Source organism: Peptidiphaga gingivicola (genome assembly GCF_001652275.1).
GTDB lineage: Bacteria > Actinomycetota > Actinomycetes > Actinomycetales > Actinomycetaceae > Peptidiphaga > Peptidiphaga gingivicola.
This window is the reverse complement of the sequence record NZ_LVZK01000003.1, coordinates 330975-355447: the sequence shown is the minus strand read 5'-3', so window position 1 is coordinate 355447 and position 24473 is coordinate 330975. Positions and strand designations below refer to the sequence as shown.

Annotated in this window: 18 protein-coding genes and 2 tRNA genes; 8 read left to right on the top strand and 12 right to left on the bottom strand. The window is 65.2% G+C overall.

Features of this window, described 5'->3' with window-relative positions:
- Positions 1 to 4: 4 nt before the first annotated feature.
- The 6 genes from A4H34_RS11310 to A4H34_RS10070 form a co-directional block, all read right to left on the bottom strand.
- On the bottom strand, positions 5 to 202 hold the full coding sequence (locus A4H34_RS11310) for a DNA (cytosine-5-)-methyltransferase (RefSeq protein WP_009199966.1): 198 nt from the start codon (positions 200 to 202) through the stop codon (positions 5 to 7).
- 26 nt (positions 203 to 228) lie between these two features.
- Positions 229 to 1119, bottom strand: coding sequence for a DNA cytosine methyltransferase (locus tag A4H34_RS10090; protein WP_197480476.1), 891 nt, complete (start codon positions 1117 to 1119; stop codon positions 229 to 231).
- A 231-nt stretch (positions 1120 to 1350) separates the two neighbouring features.
- A complete protein-coding gene (gene pepN / locus A4H34_RS10085; protein ID WP_064232004.1) occupies positions 1351 to 3906 on the bottom strand; it encodes an aminopeptidase N in 2556 nt (851 codons plus the stop codon).
- 249 nt (positions 3907 to 4155) lie between these two features.
- Positions 4156 to 5007 (bottom strand): hypothetical protein, encoded by an 852-nt coding sequence (locus tag A4H34_RS10080; protein WP_197480475.1) that lies wholly within the window; start codon positions 5005 to 5007, stop codon positions 4156 to 4158.
- 92 nt (positions 5008 to 5099) lie between these two features.
- On the bottom strand, positions 5100 to 7085 hold the full coding sequence (locus A4H34_RS10075; protein ID WP_064232066.1) for a M13 family metallopeptidase: 1986 nt from the start codon (positions 7083 to 7085) through the stop codon (positions 5100 to 5102).
- Between the two features lie 175 nt (positions 7086 to 7260).
- A complete protein-coding gene (locus tag A4H34_RS10070; RefSeq protein WP_064232003.1) occupies positions 7261 to 9336 on the bottom strand; it encodes a M13 family metallopeptidase in 2076 nt (691 codons plus the stop codon).
- A 148-nt stretch (positions 9337 to 9484) separates the two neighbouring features.
- On the opposite strand from A4H34_RS10070, the gene A4H34_RS10065 reads away from it, so the two are divergent.
- On the top strand, positions 9485 to 9937 hold the full coding sequence (locus A4H34_RS10065) for a ribose-5-phosphate isomerase (RefSeq protein ID WP_009199960.1): 453 nt from the start codon (positions 9485 to 9487) through the stop codon (positions 9935 to 9937).
- A 26-nt stretch (positions 9938 to 9963) separates the two neighbouring features.
- Here A4H34_RS10065 and epsC read toward each other — a convergent pair whose 3' ends face one another.
- The 3 genes from epsC to A4H34_RS10050 all read right to left on the bottom strand — a co-directional run bounded on the left by epsC (position 9964) and on the right by A4H34_RS10050 (position 12654).
- A complete protein-coding gene (gene epsC, locus A4H34_RS10060) occupies positions 9964 to 10539 on the bottom strand; it encodes a serine O-acetyltransferase EpsC (RefSeq protein WP_009199959.1) in 576 nt (191 codons plus the stop codon).
- A 93-nt stretch (positions 10540 to 10632) separates the two neighbouring features.
- Positions 10633 to 11568 (bottom strand): cysteine synthase A, encoded by a 936-nt coding sequence (gene cysK / locus A4H34_RS10055; protein ID WP_009199958.1) that lies wholly within the window; start codon positions 11566 to 11568, stop codon positions 10633 to 10635.
- Positions 11569 to 11991: 423 nt separating this feature from the next.
- Positions 11992 to 12654 (bottom strand): IMPACT family protein, encoded by a 663-nt coding sequence (locus tag A4H34_RS10050; protein WP_064232002.1) that lies wholly within the window; start codon positions 12652 to 12654, stop codon positions 11992 to 11994.
- Between the two features lie 318 nt (positions 12655 to 12972).
- On the opposite strand from A4H34_RS10050, the gene rpmF reads away from it, so the two are divergent.
- Together rpmF and A4H34_RS10040 are read left to right on the top strand one after the other, a co-directional pair.
- Positions 12973 to 13140 carry a 50S ribosomal protein L32 gene (gene rpmF, locus A4H34_RS10045; protein ID WP_009199956.1) on the top strand — a complete coding sequence of 56 codons (168 nt, stop codon included), beginning with the start codon at positions 12973 to 12975 and terminating at the stop codon, positions 13138 to 13140.
- A gap of 162 nt (positions 13141 to 13302) precedes the next feature.
- On the top strand, positions 13303 to 15705 hold the full coding sequence (locus A4H34_RS10040; RefSeq protein WP_082903202.1) for a MaoC family dehydratase: 2403 nt from the start codon (positions 13303 to 13305) through the stop codon (positions 15703 to 15705).
- Between the two features lie 38 nt (positions 15706 to 15743).
- On the opposite strand, the gene A4H34_RS10035 is transcribed toward A4H34_RS10040, so the two are convergent.
- Both A4H34_RS10035 and A4H34_RS10030 read right to left on the bottom strand, forming a co-directional pair.
- Positions 15744 to 17966: a YhgE/Pip domain-containing protein gene (locus tag A4H34_RS10035; RefSeq protein WP_064232000.1), complete on the bottom strand. Its 2223-nt coding sequence runs from the start codon at positions 17964 to 17966 to the stop codon at positions 15744 to 15746.
- A 10-nt stretch (positions 17967 to 17976) separates the two neighbouring features.
- Positions 17977 to 20646, bottom strand: a complete 2670-nt coding sequence (locus tag A4H34_RS10030; RefSeq protein WP_064231999.1) for an MMPL family transporter — start codon at positions 20644 to 20646, stop codon at positions 17977 to 17979.
- A gap of 221 nt (positions 20647 to 20867) precedes the next feature.
- Here A4H34_RS10030 and A4H34_RS10025 point away from each other — a divergent pair, with 221 nt between their 5' ends.
- The gene (locus tag A4H34_RS10025) at positions 20868 to 21503 is read left to right on the top strand and encodes a TetR/AcrR family transcriptional regulator (protein WP_175407083.1); all 636 of its coding nucleotides are present in this window, start codon (positions 20868 to 20870) and stop codon (positions 21501 to 21503) included.
- Between the two features lie 320 nt (positions 21504 to 21823).
- Here A4H34_RS10025 and A4H34_RS10020 read toward each other — a convergent pair.
- Positions 21824 to 21897: transfer RNA gene (locus A4H34_RS10020), tRNA-Gly, on the bottom strand.
- Between the two features lie 249 nt (positions 21898 to 22146).
- Between A4H34_RS10020 and A4H34_RS10015 the strand changes: the two genes are divergently transcribed.
- From A4H34_RS10015 to A4H34_RS10000, 4 genes are all read left to right on the top strand, one after another.
- Positions 22147 to 22219: transfer RNA gene (locus A4H34_RS10015), tRNA-Pro, on the top strand.
- A 106-nt stretch (positions 22220 to 22325) separates the two neighbouring features.
- Positions 22326 to 22868 carry a GNAT family N-acetyltransferase gene (locus tag A4H34_RS10010; RefSeq protein WP_064231998.1) on the top strand — a complete coding sequence of 181 codons (543 nt, stop codon included), beginning with the start codon at positions 22326 to 22328 and terminating at the stop codon, positions 22866 to 22868.
- 204 nt (positions 22869 to 23072) lie between these two features.
- Complete coding sequence (locus A4H34_RS10005) at positions 23073 to 24224, top strand: DUF222 domain-containing protein (RefSeq protein ID WP_064231997.1); 1152 nt, start codon at positions 23073 to 23075, stop codon at positions 24222 to 24224.
- On the top strand, positions 24221 to 24466 hold the full coding sequence (locus tag A4H34_RS10000; protein ID WP_064231996.1) for an HNH endonuclease signature motif containing protein: 246 nt from the start codon (positions 24221 to 24223) through the stop codon (positions 24464 to 24466). Before A4H34_RS10005 ends, A4H34_RS10000 begins: the two co-directional genes overlap by 4 nt.
- Positions 24467 to 24473 lie beyond the last annotated feature (7 nt).

Sequence of the window (24473 nt, the reverse complement as noted above, 5' to 3'; positions counted from 1 at the left end):
ATTCTCATAGCGCGGCAGAGGAAAAGGCGGCGTCTGCGGCCAGCTGGCCGCGCAGAAGGGGCAGCAGATAGTTCTCTGCGAGCCACGTAACCGCGGGCACCGCCACTGCGTCACCGAAGCCGAACAAAGCTTGATTGGTGCGGGCTTTGCTCAAATCATAGTTTTCGGCACCCATAAGCCTGGCATACTCCAACGGAGTCATCCACCGGATTTGTATGCGTCCGTCGCCTAGCTTGACCACAGCTTGTTTGGAAGAGCCTCCGCGGGCGGTTCTGAGGCATCCTGAAATATCATCGGGACGCATCTCCCACACCGGAATTCCTCCTCTAGTTCTTCGATAGGCGGTGCGGTACTTTGTACCTTTTTCTGATTTAAGAACATCCAATCGTTCGCGTTGAACCGGTGATAGCGAAGCCACGAAGGACTTCCTGCGTTGGTCGCTCCACCACCGGTCGTCGTCTGTGGGAAGGACTTCGACTGAACGATGCAGTCCGTCGATTCGGGGAGCAGGGGGAAGCGGAAGGGGAGCGCGGTGCGTTTGCAAGCTGCTGTCGTCGTAAATCCACTGAAGCCAATCGGGCCGCAACTCAAAATCACGTTCCGGGGAGTCAGCCGGGGGGTCTGCGCGCCGACGAGGAACAGCCTTGGGCGCGACTGGGGCAGGAATCGACGCGCGTCGATGGCAAGCGCGTCGACCGAGTAGCCGAGGCGGTTGAACGCTTTAATCGCGGCTATCAAATCATCGCCGCCGTGCGAGGTTGCAAGCCCGGTGAGGTTCTCAAGAACCGCGATCTGAGGGCGGCCGTCCTCCAGTTCTTCAAGCAAACGGACGAAATGCCAGAACGTTCCCGACTGGTTGCCTGCTAGGCCTGCGCGCCCGCCGGCGAGCGACAGGTCCGTGCACGGCGACGAGGCCCAGGCCAGCGCGGCGTCTCTCGGGAGCTCGTCGGCCGTGATCTTTCCGATGTCCCCTAGGGCGAAGACGTGATCGCCCGCGTCTTCGAACTGGGCTTCGTACATCGCCTTCTTGTCTGGATCGAAGTCATTCGCCCAAGTCACACGGAACCCAGCGGCCTCCAAACCGATGCGCGCCAGGCCGATCCCCGCGAAGAACTCCAAGGCGCCGGGCGTGGCGCTGTCGATTGAGCCCACTCTTTCCATGGACGGGATCGTACCCGGTGGCTCCGACACACTTCACTTTCGGCATTCCTGCAGAGCAACCCCGGACGGGGCGGACGCCGCTCGTGTCCGCCCCGTTTCGCCTGTCAGCTTCCTTCACTGGCCAGATCGAGTCTCATTCGCCGACGTCGGCGAGTGACGACGTCGGTCCAAAATCGCCGGAGTCGGCGCCTACTTTCCGGCGTCGACGGCCTGTGCACGCACCGCGCGCTGGGCCGAGTCGACCGACTCGGAAACCAGGCGGACGCACGCGGGGGCGGCGTCCTTGTTGTCCTCCAGCCATTTCTCGCCCAAGGCGACGATGTCCACGCCCAGATCCGTGCGCCCGGCAAGGACGATCGGGAAGGCGTACTCCAGCATGTTGCGTGCGATTTCCACGGAATGGTTATCCCACTGGGCGCGCGCGTCCTCGTAGTAGCGCGCCCCGTAGGGGACGAGCGACTCCGGCGTCGCACGCCGGGAACCGAGCGCGAGATTGCGCTGGACGGTGTTGGATTCGAAGTCTCCCGTGATCTCCTTCCACACCTTCTCGCGGACGGCGGGATCGGGCAGGGCTCCGCGCGCCTGAGCCGAGAAGATCTGACCGTAGGAGGTCGAATCCTTGGCGTACTCCTCGGCGATTTCGGCCTCGCCGATGCGACCCGCGGCGGCCAACGCTATGACGATTCCCCAGCGGACCTCGGCGTCGACCACGTATCCCTCGGGCAAGCTCTCGCCCTCCAGCCATCCGGCGATGCGATCGAGCTGCTCCTCCGTCTTCGCCAGGCGCATGGCGGCCGAAGCTACCTGAAGCTGGTTGTCGGAGCCGGGTTCGGCCCCCTCGAGAATCTCGAAGATGCGCGAGGCGACGGCGTTGTGAAGGGTCTCGCGATTGGCGGGGTCGGAGTAGACGGTCACCGCCGTCGCGAGCTGGCCGAGAATGAAGCGCAAGACGGTGCCGTCCGTTTCGTCGGGCAGCGCCTTAAGGACGATGTTGGCATAGTCGGTGGCGCTCATGAGGCCGTCGCGGCACATATCCCAAGCGGCGAAAACCACGCTGGTCCGCGCCAGGCGATCCTCGAAAGCGTCGAGATGCTCGACGGCGGTGGCCAGCGACTTCTCGTCCAGGCGAATCTTTGCGTACGCCAAATCCTCGTCGTTGACCAAGATTAACGCAGGCCGCTTGGCGCCCGCGAGTTCGGGCACTTCCGTGAGGCCGCCGTCGATGTCCAGCTCGGCGGAGAAGGTGCGGGTGAGCTTCCCGTCGATTACGTCGAAGCCGCCCACGCCGATGCGGTGGGGGCGCAGCGAGGAGCGCCCGTCGGACTCCTGGCGGATCGCGAAGGATTCGACGACGCCGCCCTTCTCGACGATCTCGGGGGAGAGGACGTTGGCGCCCGCCTCTTGGAGCCACACCTTCGTCCAGCGCGAAAGGTCGCGGCCCGACGTCGCCTCCAACTCGGCCAAAAGATCGGCCAGCGTGGCGTTGCCCCACGCGTACTTGGCGATGTAGGAGCGCACCCCGGCGAGGAACTCCTCCAGCCCCACCCACGCCACGAGCTGCTTGAGCACGGAGGCGCCCTTGCCGTAGGTGATCTGATCGAAGTTGACCAGCACGTCCTCGATGTCGCGGATGTCGGCTGCCACAGGGTGCGTGGAGGGGAGGAGGTCCTGCTGAATGGCCCCCGACTTCTCCGAGGCCAGGAAGGTCACCCAGGCGTCCTTCCACCGCGTGTTCTTCACTGCGGCCAGGTGGCTCATGAACTCGGCGAAGGACTCGTTGAGCCACAGATCGTCCCACCACTTCATCGTCACCAGGTCGCCGAACCACATGTGCGCCTGCTCGTGGAGGATTGTGATGACCCGGCGGTCGATGAGCGCGCCGGTCGGCTTCGTGCGGAAGATGTAGGACTCGACCAACGTCACGTTGCCGGGATGCTCCATCGCGCCCGCGTTGTACTCCGGGCAGAAGATCTGATCGTACTTGCGGAACGGGTAGGGGAACCCGTAGTTGGCCTCGTAGAATTCGAAGCCCTGCTTCGTGACTTCGTAGATCTCATCGGCGTCGACGTACTCGATGAGCGACTTGCGTGCCCAAATGCCCAGAGGGATCTCGCGGCCGTCCACCGAATGATAGACGTCGCCTTTCACGCTCGCGTAGGGGCCGGCGATGATCGATACGAGGTAGGTGGATATGCGCTCGGTGGGCGTGAACGGCCAGGTGAAAATGCCTTCGCGTGTGGCAACCGGCTCGGGCGAAGGGGAATTGGACAACACGGTCCAAGAATCGGGCGCGTCGACCGTCAAAGAGAAATCCGCTTTGAGGTCAGGCTGCTCGAAGCAGGCGAAGACGCGCCTGGCGTCGGCCACCTCGAATTGCGAGTAAAGGTAAACCTCGCCGTCGGCCGGATCGACGTAGCGGTGCAGGCCCTCGCCGGTGCGCGAATAGTTCATCGTCGCCTCTATGCGAACGGTGTTGTTCGGCGCGAGGTCATCGAGCGGGAGGCGGGAGTCGGCAAAGGCGTTGACGTCGAGCACGTTCCCGTTGAGAACTGCCTTGTTCACTGATTCGGCCACGATGTCGAGGAACGTCGAAGCCCCCGCTTCCGCAGTGAAGTCGATTTCTGTGATCGAGACGAAGGTCGTTTCCGACCCCGTCGCCAAATCGAGGTAGATGCGATACGAGTCCGTCTGGATCTGGCTAGAGCGCTTTGCTGCTTCGTCGCGGGTGAGGTTGGTCCCTGGCATGAATGTCCTTTCGAGTAGTCAGTGTGATCGAACGGTCGGTCCGACGCCAAGTTAGTCGGTCCGACGCCGAGTCTCGGGCAGGTTGTCCGTTACAAGGGTACGCGTTTTGTGCGAAGAGAAAAGCGGGGTATCGCGCACTTGGCGCGCGGGCCCCGCTTTCCCCGTCGTTCTTCTCCTCGTCGGCTTCGCCTACTCCTTCGGCTCGGCGCCTGCTTCTTTGACCTGCCGCCAGTTGCTTCGGCCCGGCGCCTATCTCTTCGACCCGGCGTCGGGCTTGCCGCTCGCCGTGTCGATGATTCCCGCCGAGGTCGGCCTTTCGGTCACGCCTTCCGCGCCTTCGGCCGGCTTGACCGTCTTGTAGTCGGCGAGCACATAGGGCGAGGAGGGGGAGCCGAATTGGTTGCCGGATCGCTGGTAGGCCTCGGGGACGGGGACCTTGTAGAAGGCCCCGTCCCGGTAGACGACCGGGCCGTTTGTGCAGCCGAAGGAGACGACGTCGCCGTTTGCGTTGGACTGGGCCGCCGCCTCCCCGTGGACTCCCGGGCAATCCGTTGTTTCCGCCACGACCTTGCCGCTCGGATCGACCTCCTGGATCGTGTGGCGCTCCTTCTCGGTTCCCTTCGTTGTCAGCATGTTGCCGTTGGACAGCGGCACGGCGACCCCGTGGTGGGCGTCTCCTCCTTTGAACGCCTTGATTTCCGAAGGGTCGAGCTTCCCGTCCTTGAGGGCGTCTGCTGCGAACGTCTGGACTGTGCCGTCGCCGTCGGAGAATAGGGACGTGCGCCCGGCGTGGTTGACGACGTGCCCGGCTTTGGGCGCTTTGATTCGCGCGGACGTGAGCCTGGGGGAGTCGACGTAGTAGTGGTAGTGGTCCTCGTGTCGCTCCGCAATGAGGCCGACGTCGAAGAGCCGGAAGACGTCGCCGTCTGAGACGACGACGTGGCGGCCGTCGCCCGCAGGGTTCAGACGGAGGAAACCGCCCCTTTTGACGTCCGCCAGAACCTTGCCCGTTGCGCCGTCGAGGGTGAGAAGCCCGCCGTCGTAGGAGACGACAAGGCGCGGCTTGAGCGAAGAGACTTCTTGGCTGCGCTCACGAAACACGCACGCGGTCAGCGGATGCGCACACGGTCAACGGACGCGGTCAACGGACGCGCACTCACCGGAGGCAGGCGCGCCATCAGAGGCGGTCGCTCCTACCAGATGCGCACGCGTTCCTCGGGCGGCAGGTAGAGGGCGTCGCCGGGTTGGAGGCCGAAGGCCTCGGCGAAGGCGTCGATGTTCTTAACCACTCCGTTGGTGCGGAATTCCTGAGGCGAATGAGGGTCGGTGGCCAGTTGCGTCTCCGCTCTTTCCACCCGGCTCTTGGATCGCCACGCCCGCGCCCAGGAAAGGAAGAAGCGCTGGGCGGCCGTGTGTCCGTCGATGACGTCGGCGTCGTCGAGGGTTTTTCCTTCGCGTTCGAGGGCGATTTCGTAGGCTTTGAGGGCGATGGACAGGCCGCCGAGGTCGCCGATGTTTTCGCCCAGGGTCAGGCGTCCGTTGACGTGCGGCCCGTCGGGGCCGAGCTCGGCCGGGATGTAAGCGTCATACTGGGCGACCAGGGCGCGAGTGCGTTCCTCGAAGGCGGCGCGGTCGGCGTCGGTCCACCAATTGCGGATGGCGCCGTCGGCGTCGAACCTCGATCCTCGATCGTCGAATCCGTGGCCGATCTCGTGGCCGATGACCGCCCCGATCGCGCCGTAGTTCAAAGCGGCGTCGCGTTCGGGGTCGAAGAAGGGAAATTGGAGGATGGCGGCTGGGAAGACGATCTCGTTCCACACGGGATAGTAGTAGGCGTTGACAGTCTGCGGAAACATCAGCCATTCGGAACGGTCCATCGGCTTGCCGAGCTTGGCGAAGTCCCTTGCGTTTTCCCACCTGTTTGCGGCGCGAATGTTGTCGACGAGGTCCTCGCCCATCTTCAGATCTGAGTAATCCCGCCACTCGTCGGGGTATCCGATCTTGAGCGAGAAAGCGTCCACTTTCGCCAGGGCTCTGGCCTTGGTTTCTTCGCCCATCCAGTCGAGGGCAGAGATCGATCGGCGGTAGGCCTCCAGCAGGTCGCCGACCAGCTGGAGCATCTTTTCCTTGTGTTCGGGAGGGAAATGCCGGGCGACGTACTCTCTTCCCAGGGCCTCGCCGAGCGCGTCCTCGACGACGGCGACCCCGCGCTTCCACCGCTCGCGCTGCTCGGTGGACCCCGCCAGCACCTTGCCGTAGAAGTCGAAGTTCGCGCGGTCGATCTCCTCGGTGAGGAACGTGGCCCTCGCACGGAGAACGCGCCAGCGAGTGTAAGCCTTGAGGTCGGCGAGGTCGGTGCGCGCCCATATCGCCGCCGACGTTGTGAGCGTGCGCGGGGTTGAGACAAGCAAGGAGTCGATCGTCTCCATGGGGGCGCCCGCGGCCCTCAGCGCCTTCTCCCATGCGAAGCCGGGCGCCGATTCGACGAAGTCGGACCATGCGAAGGGATTGTTGTATTTCTCGGGATCGCGCCGCTCGACGAGCGTCATGTGCGTCGAGGCGAATTCCGCCTCCAGGCGCAACGCGGCGGCGGCGTCCGACGCGGCGGAAGCGGCTGGGCGGATCCCGCTGAGCTCCAGGAGGCTCGGAACGAAATCTGTGTACTTGGCGAGGGTTTCGGCATGCTGTTCCTCGCGGTAGTAGGCCTCGTCGGGGAGGCCGAGGCCGGACTGCCCCAGGAATGTCACGTACCGGCTGGGGTCGTTGATGTCGGTGCCGACGCCTACGGAGAAGAACGATGCAACGCCGGTGGCCATGAGCGAGCCGACGGCTTCGGCGAGTTCGTCGTGGCTCGAGGCAGCCTCGACGAGCTCAAGGTCTTTGCCCAACGGAGCCACGCCCAGCCGGTTGAGCGTGTCCGTGTCCATCCAGGAAGAGAAGAGGTCGGATATCTTCTTGGCGTCCCCTTCCTGCTCGCCTGACGCGAGGTCTTCGATGATTGCCCGCACATTCGCTTCCGATTCGAGCCGAAGCTTGACGAAGGAGCCGTAAGATGCGAGGTCGGCAGGTATCTCCTTGTCTCGTATCCACGCGCCGTTCACCGCGCGGAACAGGTCGTCTTGCATTCGGACAGCGGGGTCCGCGCCGTCGAGGACGCGGGCGAGGGTTTCGTTGGACATGAGAGTAGTGTCCCAGAGCCCGTCTGCCCAGGCGAATTCGCCGCGCGGACATTGCGCAATGCGCGCGGTGTTTTCCACTAATTGTCATGCGCAGTGTTCCGCTAAGTTGTCACGCGCACGGCGTCTGCCGTCAAGGTGGGGCGCAGCGTCCGCCGCCTGGGCCGGGTTGCAGCGCTTACCAGATGCGCACGCGCTCCTCGGGCGGCAGGTAGAGGGCGTCGCCGGGTTGGAGGCCGAAGGCTTCGGCGAAGGCGTCGATGTTCTTAACCACCCCGTTGGCGCGAAACTCGCTCGGCGGATGCTCGTCTGTCGCCACGGTCGTTTCGAGGAACTCTCGCCTCATTTTCTCCCGCCAGGACCGGGCGTAGGAGAGGAAGAAGCGCTGGGCGGCCGTGTGTCCGTCGAGGACCTCGGCGTCGTCGAGGGTTTTTCCTTCGCGTTCGAGGGCGATTTCGTAGGCTTTGAGGGCGATGGACAGGCCGCCGAGGTCGCCGATGTTTTCGCCCAGGGTCAGGTGGCCGTTGACGTGCGGCCCGTCGGGGCCGAGCTCGGCCGGGATGTAGGCGTCGTATTGGGCGACGAGCGCGCCGGTGCGTTCTTCGAAGGCGGCGCGGTCGGCGTCGGTCCACCAATTGCTCATCCGCCCGTCGGCGTCGAATTTTGAACCCTGGTCGTCGAATCCGTGGCCGATCTCGTGGCCGATGACCGCTCCGATCGCGCCGTAGTTGAGGGCCGCGTCGCGTTCGGGGTCGAAGAAGGGAAATTGGAGGATGGCGGCTGGGAAGACGATCTCGTTCCACACAGGGTAGTAGTAGGCGTTGACAGTCTGCGGAGTCATGCGCCATTCGGAACGGTCCATCGGCTTGCCGAGTTTGCCGAGTTTGGCGAATTCGAAGGCCGTGTTGAATCGCTCGGAGGCGCGCACGTTCTCCACGAGATCGTCGCCGACGGCGAGGCCCGAGTAATCCCGCCACTTGTCCGGGTATCCGATCTTGGCGACGAACGAGGAGACCTTCTCCAGCGCGCGGACCTTGGTTTCTTCGCCCATCCAATCGAGGGCAGAGATCGATCGGCGGTAGGCCTCCAGCAGGTCGCCGACCAGCTGGAGCATCTTTTCCTTGTGTTCGGGAGGGAAATGCCGGGCGACGTACTCTCTTCCCAGGGCCTCGCCGAGCGCGTCCTCGACGACGGCGACCCCGCGCTTCCACCGCTCGCGCTGCTGGGCGGTTCCGCGCAGCACTCTGCCGTAGAAGTCGAAGTTCGCGCGGTCGATCTCCTCGGTGAGCAGGCTCGCCCGCGAGCGCAAAATACACCAGCGCGTGTAAGCCTTGAGGTCGGCAAGCGGGGTTTCTGCCCACAGGCGCGCGGCTTCGCGCAAAGCGTGCGGCTGCATGACGATCACGTCGGAGGAGCCGTCCAACGGCATCTTGGCGCCCGCCAACGCGGCGTTCCAGGCGAATCCAGGCGCGGAATCGACGAAATCGGCCCAGACGAACGGATTGTTGAGTTTGTCGGCGTCGCGCGCGTCGACGACGTTCATGTGGGCGGAGGCGATCGCGGTTTCCAAGCGAAGGACGACGTCGGCCTGGGCTCGCGCCGCCTCCTCGCTCAGGCCGTAGCCGAGGGCTAGGAGCTTCGGCACGAAATCCGAGTACTTGGCCAAGGTTTCGGCATGCTGTTCCTCGCGGTAGTACGCCTCGTCGGGAAGGCCGAGGCCGGATTGTTCGAAGAAGGCGACGTATCTGTCGGGGTCCGCCAGATCGGCGTCGATGTCCCAGTTGAAGAAGGTCGGCACTCCCGCGGCCCGGAGTTCGCCGACGACGTGCGCGAGGCCCTCGCGGTCCGTTGCGGCCTCGACCGGGGCGAGGTCGGCCCGCAAAGGAGCGGTTCCCTTGGCATTCAGAGCGTCGACGTTCATCCACGAGGAGAAGAAGGCCCCGATTTTGTGTGCGTCTTTGTGCGTTTCGCCGCTTTGCTTGGCATTTTCATTCGTCTGAACGGCGCCGTCGCGCTGGGCGTGCGTGCCCGGATGCGCGTCGGTTTCTTCAGACTTCGCGAGGTCCTCGATGATCTCCCTCACGTGCTTTTCCGCTTGAAGGACCAGTTCGACGAAGCTGCCAATCCACGGAAGGTCTTCGGGAATCTCGGTCGTTTCCATCCATCCGCCGTTGACGGCGCGAAAGAGGTCGTCTTGAACTCGCGTCTTCGGATCGTTGCCGTCAAATATCGGTGTTCGCTCACTGTATGCCATGGGGCAATCCTAGCTGCTGGCCCCAATCCTAGCTGTTGGCCCGCGGGCGCGTATTGTCCGCGTCTGCCGGGCTTCGGTGGAGCCGGCGCGGACCGGCTGAACAGCGGGCGCGTATTCTCGGCTTATCAGTGACCGGTATCATGTTTGCATGCGGATACACATTGCAACGGACCATGCGGGGTTCGAACTGAAAGAATACATTGCGGGCAAGCTCCGCGAGGGGGGCCACGAGGTGATCGACCACGGCGCCCATTCATATGATCCGATGGACGATTACCCGCCCATGTGCATCGCCTGCGGCGAGGCCGTGGTGGCCGACCCCGGCAGCCTGGGGATCGTCATCGGAGGCTCTGGAAACGGCGAGCAGATAGCGGCGAACAAGGTCAGGGGAGTGCGGGCGGCCCTCGCGTGGAACCTTGAGACCGCGAGGCTCGGGCGGGAGCACAACGACGCGAACGTCGTCGCGATAGGCGCGCGCCAGCACGGCCACGAGGAGGCGCTTTCGTTCGTCGAGCTGTTCATCGGCACGCCCTTCAGCGGAGACGAACGGCATCAGCGGCGCATCGACCTCGTAGCGCAGTACGAGTCCTCGGAGCGCTGACGGGTTTCAAAGAGCGCCGGCGGTCCTCAGATCCAGATCGCCGGATCGATGTAGAAGGCGTCTTCCCGCTTTCTGCTGCGGGACGTGGCGGGAACGCCGACGGCCGTCGAATCGTCCGGCACGTCTTTGATGACAACGGCATTGGCTCCGACGTGGGAGCCGTTGCCCACGGTCACCGGACCCAGTATTTTGGCCCCGGCGCCGATGACGACGCCGTCGCCCAACGTCGGGTGCCGCTTCTTGTCCACGAGTGCCGTCCCGCCCAGGGTCACGCCGTGGTAGAGCATACAGTCGTCTCCCACCTCGGCAGTTTCGCCGATGACGACGCCCATTCCGTGGTCGATGAAAAAGCGCCGCCCGATGGTAGCGCCGGGGTGAATTTCGATCCCGGTCAATGCGCGCACCGCCTGCGAGACGAGCCGGGCCGGCACGCGGAGCTTTGGCGATTTCTTCCACATGGCGTGGGCGAGGCGGTGGCCCCAAATCGCGTGAATTCCAGGGTAGGAGAGCACCACCTCGACGTTCGATTTCGCGGCGGGGTCGTGTTCGCGGACGGCCTGAATGTCTTCGCGGGCGGTTTGGAGGAAGCGGGGCAGGCGCATCGAGCTGGTCCTTTCTTGTGAGGGCCCGCGTTTGCAGGCGGACGGTCTCCTGTGAGGGCGTGGGCGGCGCCTCAGCGCCGCCCACGTTGTTCGTCAATCGACCAAGCCCTCGAAGAGCGCCGTCGAAACATAGCGCTCACCGAAGTCAGGGATGATAACGACGATCGTCTTGCCCGCGGCCTCGGGCCGCTTGGCGATCTCGACGGCGGCGGCGAGGGCCGCGCCGGAGGAAATGCCCACGAGCAGGCCCTCGTCGGTGGCGGCCCGCCGCGCCTGCGCGATGGCCTCGTCGGAGGAGACCGTGACAACCTCGTCGTAAAGGTCGGTGTCGAGGACGTCGGGAACGAAGTTCGCTCCGAGCCCTTGGATCTTGTGGGGGCCGGCCTTGCCGCCCGAAAGGAGCGGGGATTCGGCGGGTTCGACGGCGATGAGCTTGATCTGCGGGTTGTGGCGGCGCAGCGCGCGGCCGGCGCCCGTGATTGTGCCTCCCGTGCCGATGCCGGAGACGAGGTAGTCGACTTTGCCGTCGGTGTCTTCCCAGATCTCTTCGCCGGTCGTTTTCTCGTGGACGGCGGGGTTCGCCTCGTTCGCGAACTGCGAGGCGAGAATGGCGCCGTCCGTCGAGGCTACGATCTCCTTCGCTTTGTCGACGGCCCCGCGCATTCCCAGCGCGGGCTCGGTCAGAACGAGCTCCGCCCCGAAGGCGCGCAGCAGCGCGCGCCGCTCTTTGGACATCGAGGAGGGCATCGTGAGAATGACCTTGTATCCGCGGGCCGCTCCAACCCAGGCGAGACCGATTCCCGTGTTGCCGGAGGTTCCCTCGACGATCGTCCCTCCCTCGGGGAGCTTGCCCGCGGCGACTGCGGCGTCGATGATGGCGACCGCGATGCGGTCCTTCACCGAATTCGCGGGATTGTAGAACTCGAGCTTCGCGAGGACGGTCGCATCGGCGCCGTCGGCGAGCCTGTTGATGCGGACGAGGGGCGTGCGGCCAACGAGTTCCGTTGCGTTGGAGTAGATTTTCGACATGTTTTTCCTTGGGTTCGACGTGAATGGATGAAAAATGCGCTGTTTCGTCGGGAGCGCAGTGTGCGTGGGCCGTAGCCGCCCACAAACCGTCGTGAGCGCCGAGAGCGTGCGCGTCCGCGCACCTATAAAGCTCGACGCCCTATAGACACATACAGCACATGCACGGAACCGAGGTGGGAGCGATGGTGAAGACCATGGCCTCGTCCTTTCCGTCATGTCGTTTACTCGCGTTACTTTTTCACACCGAGGGCGCAATGTCCAGTCGATTCGCCGCAGTGCGGCGTTTGTCTCGGTCCAGCGGATCCGCGTCTGTATGCGGTTGAGCTCCCCTTGGCGATCGGCTTGCGCGGCGGGACGTCCGTCTCTCGGCGCGGCGCGGGCCATCGTCTCTCGGCGGGCCAGCCTTTCGCTCAGCCGTTTCCCTCAGCGTTTCGCCGAGCCGTTCCGGATCGCGCCCGCTGGAGCCTCGATGGTCCTCGTCCCCTCCGGTTTGGGCCGGATGCTTCCCGAGGACAGCCGGGCGAAAAGGCTGGCGACGGCGTCGGCGTCGGGGTGGGCGACGACGACGCGGACCCCGACCGCCTCGTACTCGGGTTCGACGCTCGCGCCGATTCCGGCCAGCTCGGAGAGGTAGCGGCCGGCGTCGGCGTGGGGGAGGGCCGCGGACCACGCGGGCACGCGATCGCGGACGACGACGGGCGCGCCTTCGAGGCATTCGCGCACGGAATCGGAGTAGGCGCGCACCAAGCCGCCCGTGCCGAGCAGGGTTCCGCCGAAATATCGCGTGACGACTGCTACGACGTCGACTAGTCTCGAACCGGCGAGCACGTCGAGCATCGGACGCCCGGCCGTTCCCGAGGGTTCGCCGTCGTCCGAAGAATGGGAGACCGGCTGGGCGTCGCCGGCCGAGACGACGAAGGCGGCGCAGTGGTGGCGGGCATCGGGCATGGCGGCTTTCCTCTCGTTCACGACCTCGCGGGCTTCGGCGGGCGTGGAGACCCTGGCGACGAGGGTGAGAAAACGGGATTTCTTCACCTCGATCTCATGAGAGAGCCGTGCGGACGGAGTAAGGAGGAAATCGCTCACGGTTCCATTGTCCGCCCTGAAGGATGGTCAGCCTTGAAGCCGCTGCGGGCGCTGCCTGCCGCAGCGGGCGGCGACCGCGCCCGTTTTCCGTTCGCGCCGCGGGGTCTGGCCGTATAAGCTCGCTCGGGCGGCGTTTCGCCGCTGGAGGGCGCGGATGTGAGCAAATCCTCCTCGTGGAGGCTGGAGAAGCCTTTGGCCAGATGGCGTCGGCTGCGCTTCGTGGAGTAACATATCCATTCGTGCGTGTTGGGCACACCGCCCGCTCGCGACAGACCACGTGCCGCACGAGGCGGCCATTAAGAGAGAGGAGCGGTGCACATGGCAGTTCCCAAGCGCAAGATGTCCCGCAGCAACACTCGCTCTCGCCGTTCCCAGTGGAAGGCTGAGCTCACCGAGCTTCAGTCCGTCCGCGTGCGGGGCCGTGAGGTGCGCATTCCCCGTAGGCTCGCCCGGGCTTACAAGGACGGTCTGCTGTCGGAGGACTGACGCGGAAGAACTTAGGAAGAAGGCTCGCCTCGGCGGGCCTTCTTTCATGCGCGGCAGGCACTCGGATTTTTGGTTATGTCGACTATTTCGGTGATTTTCATTCCGCGCCGCGTGGGAAAACGATAGGGTTGCGTTGTCAATGCAGCGAAAGGGATTCGAGCAATGGTTGAACTGACGCACGTTACTCGTTTTGCACGATTGATGGCGACGTCCGTGAGAAAATCGGTGAGTCGAGTCGATTTCCCCGAACGAGAAGAGATCGCGGGAGAGGCCGGAGCCGCATATTTGCCTGACAAGGCGCCCGAAAGCCTTGAGGATTTCTTGAAATCCGGCGTGGACGAAGCCGAGAATGCGCAAGACGAGCTCGAAGGATTGCGAAGCGGTCGCGAAGGAATGCGAGGCGAAAGCGCCTACGCCACGCCGAGCCAGCTGCGCGCGCTGTGTTTCGCGCCGTCGGTCAAGGCGCTCAGCGCGCCTGAAATTCCCGTTCCCATGGCTGGGCTCGTCGTGGCCGAATCGTTGTGGACGCTTGCGGCGCCGATTCTCCTCGGCGGCAAGGTGGAGGTCGGTGCCACCGTCGCTTCGATCCGCCGCAGCGAGCGGGGCACCGAGGTGACGGTTCGAGGGGCAGTCTTCGACGACGGCGGGCTCGTCTATGCCGAAGAGACCCTCTACATCGCGAAAAAACTCACGGGAGAGCCGCGCGAGTGGGGCGAACGGCTGCCTTTCGGAGGCTTCGACCTGAGGCGCCGACGCGGAGTCAACTCTTTGGGCCGCCTCGACGTCGGCAATCGGCCCGCCGTCGCGGAGCGGGAATTCACCGTGGCGGATTCCCGACTGTGGGCGCGGTACACGGGCGACGTCAACCCTATCCACATGTCGAGCGCTGCGGCGAGGGTTTTCGGCTTCCGTCGTGCGATTCTCCACGGAGCCGCGGTCGAGGCGTGGGCGATGGACCGGCTGGGCCTAGACGGGACGGCGCGGTGCTGGGGCCAAGCGAAGTTCCGCGCGCCCGCGCTCCTCCCCGCGCGCCTGGAGCTGATCGACATGGGGCGCGCCTCCTCCGATTCCCGCGCCTCCTCCGATTCCCGCGATTTCGCCGTTCTCGATGGAAAAAGCGGCCGCGACCTCGTCCATTTGTCATACGGCGGCGCCGGCCTGGAACGGTACAGCAAGGGGGGCGATCGCCCGTCCGGCCGGATCGTTCTGCCTCGGCAAAACGGGCGCACAAGTTCGAGCGTCCTCGCTCGGGGAATGGCGCTGGCTGCGGCCACCGCCGACCCGCGCCTGGCCGAGAGGGTAAAAAGCGCCGAGCCGTGGCGCGAAGGCTATCGCGCCGCGATGACGGACCTCAGCAGGGTCGACGCCCCTTCTCGCGGGAGCGAGGCGGCCCGAGCCGGCCTCGCCTGGCTGACGAAGGGCCTGCATTTCGCCGACGGGCGCAGAATAGGCGAGGCCCGCGCCGTCGAAGTCCGCGGCGGCCCTTGGAAGGTGAGCGGGAGCCGAGAGCCTCGACGCGAGCTGTCCCTGGAGCTCAACGGACGCGATTACAGGGGGCGGAGTCTCCTGGCCTTGCTGGATGCCTGGCACCGCCGCGGATTCATACGTCGCGGCGCGTATGACGCTCTGGCCGAGGTCATCGACGATCCGGGGATCCTTGACCTCGAGGGATGGACGTTCGCGTGCCTGGGGGCGTCCGCCGCGCTTTCTCCTGCGCCTTCGCTTCTGGCGTGGGGCGCCGACGTCGCCGCGCCCGTCCGCGCGGGCCAGGAGAAGAACTCCGCGCTCATCGACGCGGCGAAGTCCGGGGCGGGAACCCTCATTCTTCCTCCCGCCCCGCTTGACGTCGTCCGCGCACCGGAGGCCGTCGCGGGATGGATCGCCGCTCTGGACGGGCGCATCGCGATAGTCGACACCCTGTACGCCCCCGGGGCGAAGTTCCTCTTGGCGGAGGCCGGCGCCGACGTCGTCGAGAGCCTTGTCACGCGTGCCCGCCCCGACACCGCGCTCGCCTGGTATGGAAGCCCCACGGACGCCTACGTGCTGTCGGAGCCTCCGAAGGCGCATTTTGGACGGGGCCCGGCCGCCTCGGCGCTGGCGGCCTACGCGAAGGCACGGGGCCTCGGCCCCTCGCGCGTCGACGGCGTCTATCCCGGATACATCGCGGTTCAAGGCCCCAATTACGCCGCCGCGAAGCGGATCGGCAGATGGCGGGCAACCGTCGAACGCGAAGCGGGCCGGACGGTCTCCTACAACGTCGGCCCGCTGTCGACGACCCGCTCCGTCCTTGTCTCGCGGCCTTTGCGGGCGGCCTACGGCGGCCTTCGACGCCTGGGGATGGCGCCTTTGCCCGCCGCTGCCTCGGCCGAGCTCATGGCTGCGCTCCTCGCTTGGGACCTCAAGAATCCGCGAGCCGCCGCCGAATCTGATACCTTCCTCACGGACAAGGCAATCGACTGCGGCCTGTTCTCCTGCCCGTATGAGCCAAACGGCCTCATGGCCTTCGCCGTCGCGCTCGGCGCGGACAAGGCGCTCAAACGGGCCTGGGTGCCAAAGCGGGGTTAGGCGTTCAAGCGGGCGGCAGACGCCCGCCCGAGTTCGCTTCACACGGCCGCGGCCTGCGCCAGCTCCCTTCTGATGGCGTTCACCGACGTGGCCCTCCTCCTCTTGACGCCCACAATCGAGAGTCCGAAAGCCACTGCGGCCCACGCGCCGAGGATGACCGCCGCCGCCGAGGGGGATGAGGGTCCGCCCGTGATCAGCCCATGAAGGGCCGAAGCCGCCCTCGGCAGAGGCGTCGATCCATTGACCGCGCCGAAGAACCCGGTGTGGCTCGCGGAGGGGAGGACGATGTCGAGGCTGAGGATTTGCACCGCCAAAAGGGTCAATGAGGCGGTGACCCCGCCGCGGCGGGCGAAGACGGCCATAAGCGCGTCATTGACGATCGTGAAGGTGACCGACGCGAACAGCATCATGGCGAACGCCCCTGGTTTGTCGGCGACGTCGACGTCCCACGCCCACATAGCCGCAGCCGTCGCGACGCATTGGCCCAGAGACATGATCAGGGACGGCTTCAGCGACTCCCATGCCAGCCGGAGCGGCGTGGCCGCCTCGAATATGCGGTCCCGCTTCATCTTGCCCAGGGCGAGCACGGACATGAGCGACCCGATCCACAGGGCCGCGGCGATCGCCCCTGGGGCGAGCGAGGCGGTCGTCGAAACGTCGCCGCCGGACGAGGCGACGCCGACGGGGCTGGAAAGCGCGCGGGCGTGAGCCGCGGGGTTCGGATCGGCGGGGATGCGCGAGTATGCGTCGCTCAGGCCGCTGTGCAGAGAATTCGCCCCATTGTTCAATTGCTGGGCGCCGCTGCTGAGCCGGGCGGCGCCTTGGCCGAGCTGATCGGCTCCTCCGGCTGCCGTGGCGGCGTTCTTGTTGACGGCAGACGCGCCCTCGGCGACTTTGCCCGCTCCCTGGTTCAAAGTCGAAGAATTGCCCGAGAGGGCCGCCAGGCCTCCGGCCAGATTCTTGTTCCCCTCGGCGACCTGGTTCGCGCCCGCGACGAGGCTGTTCCCGTTGGCGCCGGCCAGGTTCGTGCCCATCGCCCCCGCGACTTGGTCGAGGCCCTGTGAAACCGACTGCGCCCCCTGCGCGAGCTGGCTGACCGAAGCCTTGAGCCCGTTGAGTTGCCGAATCATTCCGAGGGAGCCGGAGCCTCCCGTCCCGATGCGCGAGGAGACGGAAGCGGCAGCCTGCTTGACCTGGAGCGTGGCCTGCTCGGCTGCGGCGCACGCCTGCGCGTTCCCGGCGCCGCACGCCCTGATGAGGGCGACCGTTCGATCGGCCCCTGACGAAACGGAGCCCATCGTCGAGGAAAGCTGAGTCAAATTTCCTTCGATCTGCGTCAGCGAGGACAGATCGACGTTTTGCACGAAGGAATTGAGCCTCTGGAGCCCGCCAGAGACCTGCGCCGCGCCGCCGACGAGGCTCCGCGGGCCGTTCCCGGCGATTGCGGCGTACATCTGGTTCACGCCGGCCGTGTACCGAGAGACGTTCGCGCTCAGGGTCTGAGAGCCGGCCGACAGCTGTTGGGCGCCCGCGGCGGCCTGGTCGACCTTCGAGGTGTAGGTCGAAACGCCTCCGGCGAGGTTTGAGGCGCCCGACGACAATTCGCCGGCTCCTCCCTGGAGAGTGTGGAGGCCGGAGGCGAGCTTTCCCGTGCCGTCGGCGAGCTCCTGGCTGCCTTGGGCGGCGTTGTGCTGCCCGTCGGCGAGCTTTTTCGCGCTGTCGGCCGCCTTGTCTATGCCGGATTTCATCGCGTTGGTTGCCTTGAGACTCCCGTCGATGTAGGCGACCGTCAGGCTCGTGCCCAAGTCCTTCGCCGCGGCTTCCGTGACCGCCGTCGAAATCCTTTTCGTCACCGGGTTGCTGCCCGACGACTCGATCGAGACCCGGGGGACGCCCGTGCGCCCTTTCTCAAGAACCGCCGCGGCCTGCCGCGAGAAGTCCTTGGGTATCGTGACCACGGCTTCGTATTTTCCACTTTTCAGGCCGTCCCGCGCGGTCTCCAGGCTGACGACGTCCCAGGCGATGCGGCGCGCATGGGAGGATTTCGACGCCGCGTCCTTCGTGAGGCTCGCGATCATCTGGCGTCCCGCCGGCAGGGTTTTGCCCGAGCTGAGTTTGGCGGGCTCGTCGAGGTTGACGACGGCGGCCTTGGCAGGATTGTCGCCGTCGACGGTCGAGGACGTGCTCGCTAAGGCGAGGAGGCCGATAACCGCCGGGAGGATGAGGACGAGGCTGAAGAACAGGGAGCGTGCTTTTTTCACGGTTTTCTCCTTATCGGATCGCAGCGCCGACGCGGTTAGACGGAGAGGCGTCCACGCGGTTTGACGGAGGGAAGATCGTAGCTTGCGCGGAAACGCAAAGATCGGGAGGGACAGTCATGGACGCCGGCCCCGTTGCCAGGACGGTCCGCCCCTGGTCGAGCAGTTGGCGGACGCGCTCCCAGCGGCGTTTGCCAGGATCGTCGACCACCACGACCGAGGCTCTGGCCGAGACCGGACCGTCCCAGCTGCGCAGGGCGGTGGTCATGCCCTGGACTTGCGAGCGCCCGTCGGGCAGCGTGTGGGAGCCGATAACCGCGATTCCCGCGTCCGGCAGCAGCCTTCCCTCGACGACGGCGGAAAGAGCCCGCCGCGCCACGGCGTCCTCGCCCCTGACGACGGCCAACTGGCCGGGCCCCGCGGCGAGGCTGAAGGAGTCGACGAGCGGCTCGTCGCCGTCCAGAATGGTGAGGCCTTCGAGGCGCACGGCGCTCTCGCCGTGGTCGGCGACCCACGCTTCGTGTTCGAGGGAGCGGGCGAGCCCGTCGCCTTCGACGTCGACCGCGGGAAGGGCGGCGTCCAGCCAGCGCGGAATCCACCACGCCTTCCTGCCCAAAAGAGCCATGATCGCGGGAATGAAGGTCATTCGGACGAGGAACGCGTCGGCGGCTATCCCCGCCGTCAGGGCGATGGCGATCGGCTTGATCTCGACGGAGCCGTGCGGGATGAACGCCGCGAATACCCCCGTCATGATGACAGCCGCGGCCGTCACCACTTTCGCCGATCCCACGAAGCCCTCTCGGGTGGCGCGGCCGGCGTCGCCCGTGCGGATCCACTCCTCGCGCATTCGCGAGACGAGGAACACCTGATAGTCCATCGCGAGCCCGAAGAGGATGCCGATGACCAGGATTGGCATGAAGGATATGACGGGACCGGTTTTCGTGACGTTGAGGGCGTCCGCGAGCCACCCGTAGCCGTAGACGGCTCCGACGGCCCCCATGCCCGCGGCCAGGGACAGAAGGAACCCGAGGGTCGCCGTCAGCGGCACAGCGATCGAACGGAAGACGACCAGGAGGATGGCGAGCGACAGTCCCACGACGACGATCCCGAAAGGAAGAAGGGCCTGGCCGAGTTTGTCCGAAATGTCGATGGCGACCGCCGTCTTGCCCGTCACCATGACGTTGGAGATCCCGTACTGCTTTTCCCAGGAGGGCGCCAGGCCTCTGATCTCTTTGACGAGGTCGGCTGTGGCCTTGCTCGTCTGGCCCCCCGTCGGGATGATCTGGACGAAGGCGAGCGAACCGTCCCGGTTGGGCGTGGCGAGGGCGACTCGCTCCACGCCGTCGAGCTTGCCGATCTTCTCGCTCAAGGTCTTGACCAGACCGATGGGATCCTGGCTCTGCACGATGTCGGCGAGCACCGCGATCGGCGCGTTGTAGCCCTCGCCGTAGGCCTTGGCCACCGCATCGTATGTGTCTCTTTCGACGGTTCCCCGGGCCGCCTGCCCGCTGTCGGGCAGAGCGGTGGCCAGATCCAACGCGGGAACCGCCGCGACTCCCAGAGTCCCCAAGACGACGGCGACGGTTGCGGCCGGACGCCGGGTGACGGCACGCACCCACGCGCGGGCAATCCTGCCGCTGCGCCGTTCCTTGCGAGGCTTCGGCGAGAGTCGGTGGCCCAAAAGCCCGAGAAGCGCGGGAACGGCGGTCACCGCGACGAGGACGGCCACCGCGACCACCGCGGCTGAGGCCGCCCCCATGACCGCCAGGAAATGCAGACCCGTGACAGAGAGGCCGCACAGCGCGACGATGACGGTCCCTCCCGCGAAGACCACGGCCGATCCCGCGGTGGCCGTCGCCCGGCTCGCCGCCGACCTGGGATCGATTCCTTCGGCCAGATACTCGCGTGCCCGCGACATGATGAACAGCGCGTAGTCGATGCCGACGGCCAGTCCAATCATGACGGCGAGCACCGGTGTGACGGAGCTGACCTCCACGAAGGATGCAGCGACGACGATTCCGAGCAGCCCGGTCCCCACCCCGATGATCGCCGAGACGATCGGCGATCCTGCTGCGAGCAGGGAGCCGAAAGTGACAAAAAGGACGATCGCGGCGATGAGCACGCCGACGATCTCCGTTGCCGACAGGGCGATCTCCGTTTTGTGCCCGACGGCCCCGCTGCGTTGGACGGTCAAGGAGGCGTCCGCGGCGCGCGCCTGTGCGACGAGCGAATTGAGCTTCGCCGAAATGGCCGCGGCCTTTGGCCCGACGTCGCCCTTGGCGTCCCCGGCGCTCTTGTCCGTCTGAACGGCCGCCAACGCGTGCTTCCCGTCGGAGGAAACGCTGCCGGTCGCGGCGGCGAAGGGGTCGGAGACGTTCGTGACGCCGCCGATCTTCTTCGCCTCGTCCACGAAGGCTTTGATCGTCTCCTTGTGGGACTTGATTGAATCGTCGGAAGAAAAAAGGACGGATTCGCTCACGCCGGAAGCCTGGGGCAGGCGCTCGGACAGAACGTCGACGCCCTCGATCGACTCCAATCCGTCGATCTTGTAGCTGCTGGAGAGGTTGATTCCCGTCTGCGCCACGACGACGCCGAGAAACGCAATGAGGAACAGCCATGCGGCCAGAACGCGTTTGGCGTGGGCGGCGCAGAAGTTCCCGAGCCGGTAGAGCGAAGAAGACATAGGCGATCCCGCAATCTCAATTCATTTGTAAATCGAATACGATACAGAAGTGTACTGGAATCTCGGGCCGAGGAACCGCCGTCGCTGTGTGAACGTGGACACTTCGCGCGCGGCGGCTTTGGGCTCGCGAGTCTGTCCCGAAACGGCGCGAGGCGATAAGCTGGACAGAGGCAGGGCTTGGAAAGTTGAGCTTAGAGGGAAATGCTCGGAAGGGGATGCTCTTGTGCGCTGAAAGGCCGCTTCGCAAACGCGAGAATACGCGTGCGCGCCTCATTGAGGCAGCGACCTCCGTTTTCGTCGAGAAAGGATTTGCGGGCGCGAAAATTGACGACGTCGTCCGCGCCGCCGGCTTCACTCGAGGGGCCTTCTATTCAAATTACTCCTCGATGGAAGATCTGCTGGGGGAGGCGGTGATCGCCTACGGACGCCGCATACTGGCCCGTTTTCGCGAGACCATCGATTCGTCTTGGGACCCTTCCGTCGACGGGCTCATGGAGGTCCTGGAAGCCATGCGCGCCGACGGACGGACGATGTACATCCTCACCTCGGAGCTCAATCTCTACGCGATGCGCCACCCTGAGACGTACAGCAAGTTCGATGACTATCACGTCGGACTGAATCGGGAAGTGTACAAGTTGGTCGAGAGCGTCTTGGCCAAGATCGGCCGCGAACCGACAACGGACATCGACAGGGTGTCGAATGCGCTCGTCTCGGCGTTCCTCGACGGCGTCTCGTACGACTTCATGCGCTGCACGGAATCTGAGGATTCGACGGTTCTGCACTCCCTCATCGAGGCGATCCTGTACGGCATGAGCAGGCCGATCGACGGGTCTGCCGAACCAATTTCGAAGGAGTGAATACGACGGGGGCGATGAGTCAATCCGATGTAACTGGTTTTCGCGAGCACGTCGCTCGCGGGGGCGATCTCGTGCCCGGCGAGTGGCCTTACCGATTCATGCACGAACGGGCCGTACAGGTCCGTCTCTTATGCCAGAAGCTCAACTGATGAACACACCGCCAGAGCTGAGCCGCTCGTGGAGCTCGCCAAGATAGGCCCGAGCCAGTTCCCGCCGAAGAGGCCCGTTCTGCGTCTTGGCCGTCAAGCAGAGTGACAAACTGGATTGTTAGGGACAGGGCGGGCACGCCAGCGGGATCCAAATCGAATGCGGCGAGGAAATGGAGCGAGTGACGGGAATCGAACCCGCGTAGCCTGCTTGGAAGGCAGGGGCTCTACCATTGAGCTACACTCGCGTGCTCAATGAGGATAGCAGGTTGCGCGGGGCAGTGCCACGCATCGAAGTGCGCCGTGCCGCCGGGGCGGTCTTTTCGCGCATGCGCGGGGCGTTGTTCGCGTCCGCCTCGTCGATCGAAAACTGCAGTGACCTTTTCGCGCATGCGCCGGGGTTTGGTGCGGGTTTTGCCGCGTCGGCGCGCCTTCGGCTTCGCGCGCATGCGCGGCGGCTTCCGTTGCATTAAGATGGGGCGAGTCCGGCAGGGCATCGGGGTATGGCGCAGTTGGTAGCGCGCCCGCTTTGGGAGCGGGAGGCCGTGGGTTCAAGTCCCGCTACCCCGACAGGCGGTTGGGCGACGGCGGTCGCCACTCGTCCTCGTTCTTTTTGCTCACCTTTCTCCCCAAGATCCGCCGGGGCATGTTCGACGGCGGCTGATAGCATGCACGCATGGCCGTAGACGTCGAACCTTTCTCGCTTGTCGATCCGAGCGGATGGGAGGAGTTTGTTCGCTTCATGACGGCGAACGCATTTCCCTTCCACATGAACCCGTCGCCCACTCGCGAGGACCTTGAGTCACGCAGGGAGGAAGGCGATTTCGACGGCCCTGACAACGAGGTTCTCGCCGCCCGAGTTCAAGGCGAGCTCATCGGCTTCGTCGTCGTCGAAGACCTTGAAAGCATCGTGCCGCTATTCGATATTCGCCTCGCGAACGAAGCGCGCGGAAAGGGGTTGGGAACGGAGACTGTCCGGGAGCTCGTGCGCTATTTGTTCCGCGAGCATCCGAACATCGTGCGGATCGAAGGGCAGACGCGCGAGGACAACGTGGCCATGCGCAAGGCGTTCCTCCGCAGCGGCTTCGTCAAGGAGGCGCACTATCGAAAGGCATGGCCGACGGCGGAAGGGCCGCTGCGCGACGCCGTCGCCTATGGTTTGCTTCGTTCGGATTTCGAAACCGGTCAGACGACGCCGCTCGTGTGGGACGAGCTTTGACGCGCAGCTCCCGCGGGCCTCTGGATTTGCACGCCCTGTCGGCGGCGGGACATTTTTGACGCGTCGGGCCCGCAGGTTTCCAGGGGTGGGAAGGCCGTAGGAACGAGAGGTCTGCGCAGGCTCTGATGCGCGGGGCGGGTCCTTGTCGATGGGGCCGCGGTCTTGGCCAAAGCCATCTCGCGGTTGGGAGCGGTCCGTGGGAACATGCTCGTCGCCATTGGGGAACAGGAAAGTTGGCGCGTTTCGGGCGTGCGCACGTTCGCGCAGTGGAATGAGAAAGCTTCGGGGCAATCCCCTTCTGCCGCGATGAAAGAGATCAAACGGGCGCAGGCTCTCGGGGCGGACCTGCAGCACATGTCCGCTGCGTTGAAGGACGGCGAGCTGTTCGCCGAGCATGTCGATATCGTTCGTCGCATATTTTCGACTCCGATGTTGAAAGGCAAGCTGAGCGCGGTCCCCGAGGGTGAATTTGTCGCTTGGGCGCGTGAGTGCGCGCCGCGTCAGTTCGAACGGCGCGTCAAGGCTCGGGCCTTTCAAGAGGATCCCGCTTTCGGAGTCGAGAATGAGAAGGCGGAGGCGAGAAAGGAGAACGTGGCTTTCGCCAAAGCCGGGTCCGGCGTGCGAGTCACCGGTTGGCTGTCGGACGAGTCTTCGACGCTGGTCGATGCCGCCTTTTCGGCGGCCATGGGGCGCAAAAGCGCCGACGATTCCAGAACTTTGCCGGAGCGTCGAGCAGAAGCGCTCGTCGAACTGATCGGCGCAAAGCCCGAGGGGGAAAGCTCTGCGATCGGGACGAGAGTGCGAACGCACCTGTCTGTGCATGTCCCGTTGGCGACCCTCGTCGGCGTCGAAGAGTCACTTGGCTGCCCCGTTGTCGCCGACGACGCCGAAAAAGCGGTCGGTCGGGAGTCGCGAAGCGGATCTCTGACCGGAGCCGGGAGGGTCGGCGAGCCGAGCGGCGGCGTCAGGCGGATGCGTGAGCACAGTGAAGCCGGGTTGGGCGGTGAACGCGACGACATCGGGTCAGGATGTGGTCGCGTCGAAAATCCAACTCGTTGCCCATGCCCAGAAAGAGGAGGAGGCCAGGGCCGTCTCGGCCGGTGTCTAGACGTCGTCGCGGGGCAGAAAAGAGACATCGGCAAAGTCCTGGGATGGATTCCCGCGCTTTCGAACGTCGATGCTTTTTCTGGGCTCGAACCGGCGACCCTGGACGACGGATCGCCACTGTCGGCCAGCCAGTTGGCCAGGCTCTTATGCGACTCGACGCTTTCCCGCGTCGTCCTCTCGGCAAGCGGGGAAGTCCTCGACGTCGGAAGAAATAAACGCCTTTTCACCCCGGTCAACGGCGGGCCGTGATCGCCAGAGACCGGACGTGCCGATATCCAGGGTGCAACGACACGATAGCCCACGGACAGATCCACCACGCCCTGCCTTGGCAAGCTGGCGGGCGCACAACCCTCGCAAACGCCGTCCTGCTGTGCTGGCACCATCACGCCATGGTCCACCGGGAGGCGATCGCAATCTCCCACCACGACGGAGGCTTCGTCTTCACCTCGCCCGACGGCACGGTAATAGGGGTGCGGAGGCACGGAATGTGAGAACCGG

Excerpts from the sequence above, each read along its gene's own strand:
- epsC (WP_009199959.1), bottom strand. The coding sequence starts at position 10,539 with ATGCGCCTGCCCCGCTTCCTCCAAACCGCCCGCGAAGACATTCAGGCC.
- A4H34_RS10010 (WP_064231998.1), top strand. The coding sequence starts at position 22,326 with ATGGCCGTAGACGTCGAACCTTTCTCGCTTGTCGATCCGAGCGGATGG.
- A4H34_RS10075 (WP_064232066.1), bottom strand. The coding sequence starts at position 7,085 with ATGTCCAACGAAACCCTCGCCCGCGTCCTCGACGGCGCGGACCCCGCT.
- cysK (WP_009199958.1), bottom strand. The coding sequence starts at position 11,568 with ATGTCGAAAATCTACTCCAACGCAACGGAACTCGTTGGCCGCACGCCC.
- A4H34_RS10005 (WP_064231997.1), top strand. The coding sequence starts at position 23,073 with ATGCTCGTCGCCATTGGGGAACAGGAAAGTTGGCGCGTTTCGGGCGTG.
- A4H34_RS11310 (WP_009199966.1), bottom strand. The coding sequence starts at position 202 with ATGACTCCGTTGGAGTATGCCAGGCTTATGGGTGCCGAAAACTATGAT.
- A4H34_RS10065 (WP_009199960.1), top strand. The coding sequence starts at position 9,485 with ATGCGGATACACATTGCAACGGACCATGCGGGGTTCGAACTGAAAGAA.
- A4H34_RS10030 (WP_064231999.1), bottom strand. The coding sequence starts at position 20,646 with ATGTCTTCTTCGCTCTACCGGCTCGGGAACTTCTGCGCCGCCCACGCC.
- rpmF (WP_009199956.1), top strand. The coding sequence starts at position 12,973 with ATGGCAGTTCCCAAGCGCAAGATGTCCCGCAGCAACACTCGCTCTCGC.
- A4H34_RS10040 (WP_082903202.1), top strand. The coding sequence starts at position 13,303 with ATGGTTGAACTGACGCACGTTACTCGTTTTGCACGATTGATGGCGACG.
- A4H34_RS10070 (WP_064232003.1), bottom strand. The coding sequence starts at position 9,336 with ATGGCATACAGTGAGCGAACACCGATATTTGACGGCAACGATCCGAAG.
- pepN (WP_064232004.1), bottom strand. The coding sequence starts at position 3,906 with ATGCCAGGGACCAACCTCACCCGCGACGAAGCAGCAAAGCGCTCTAGC.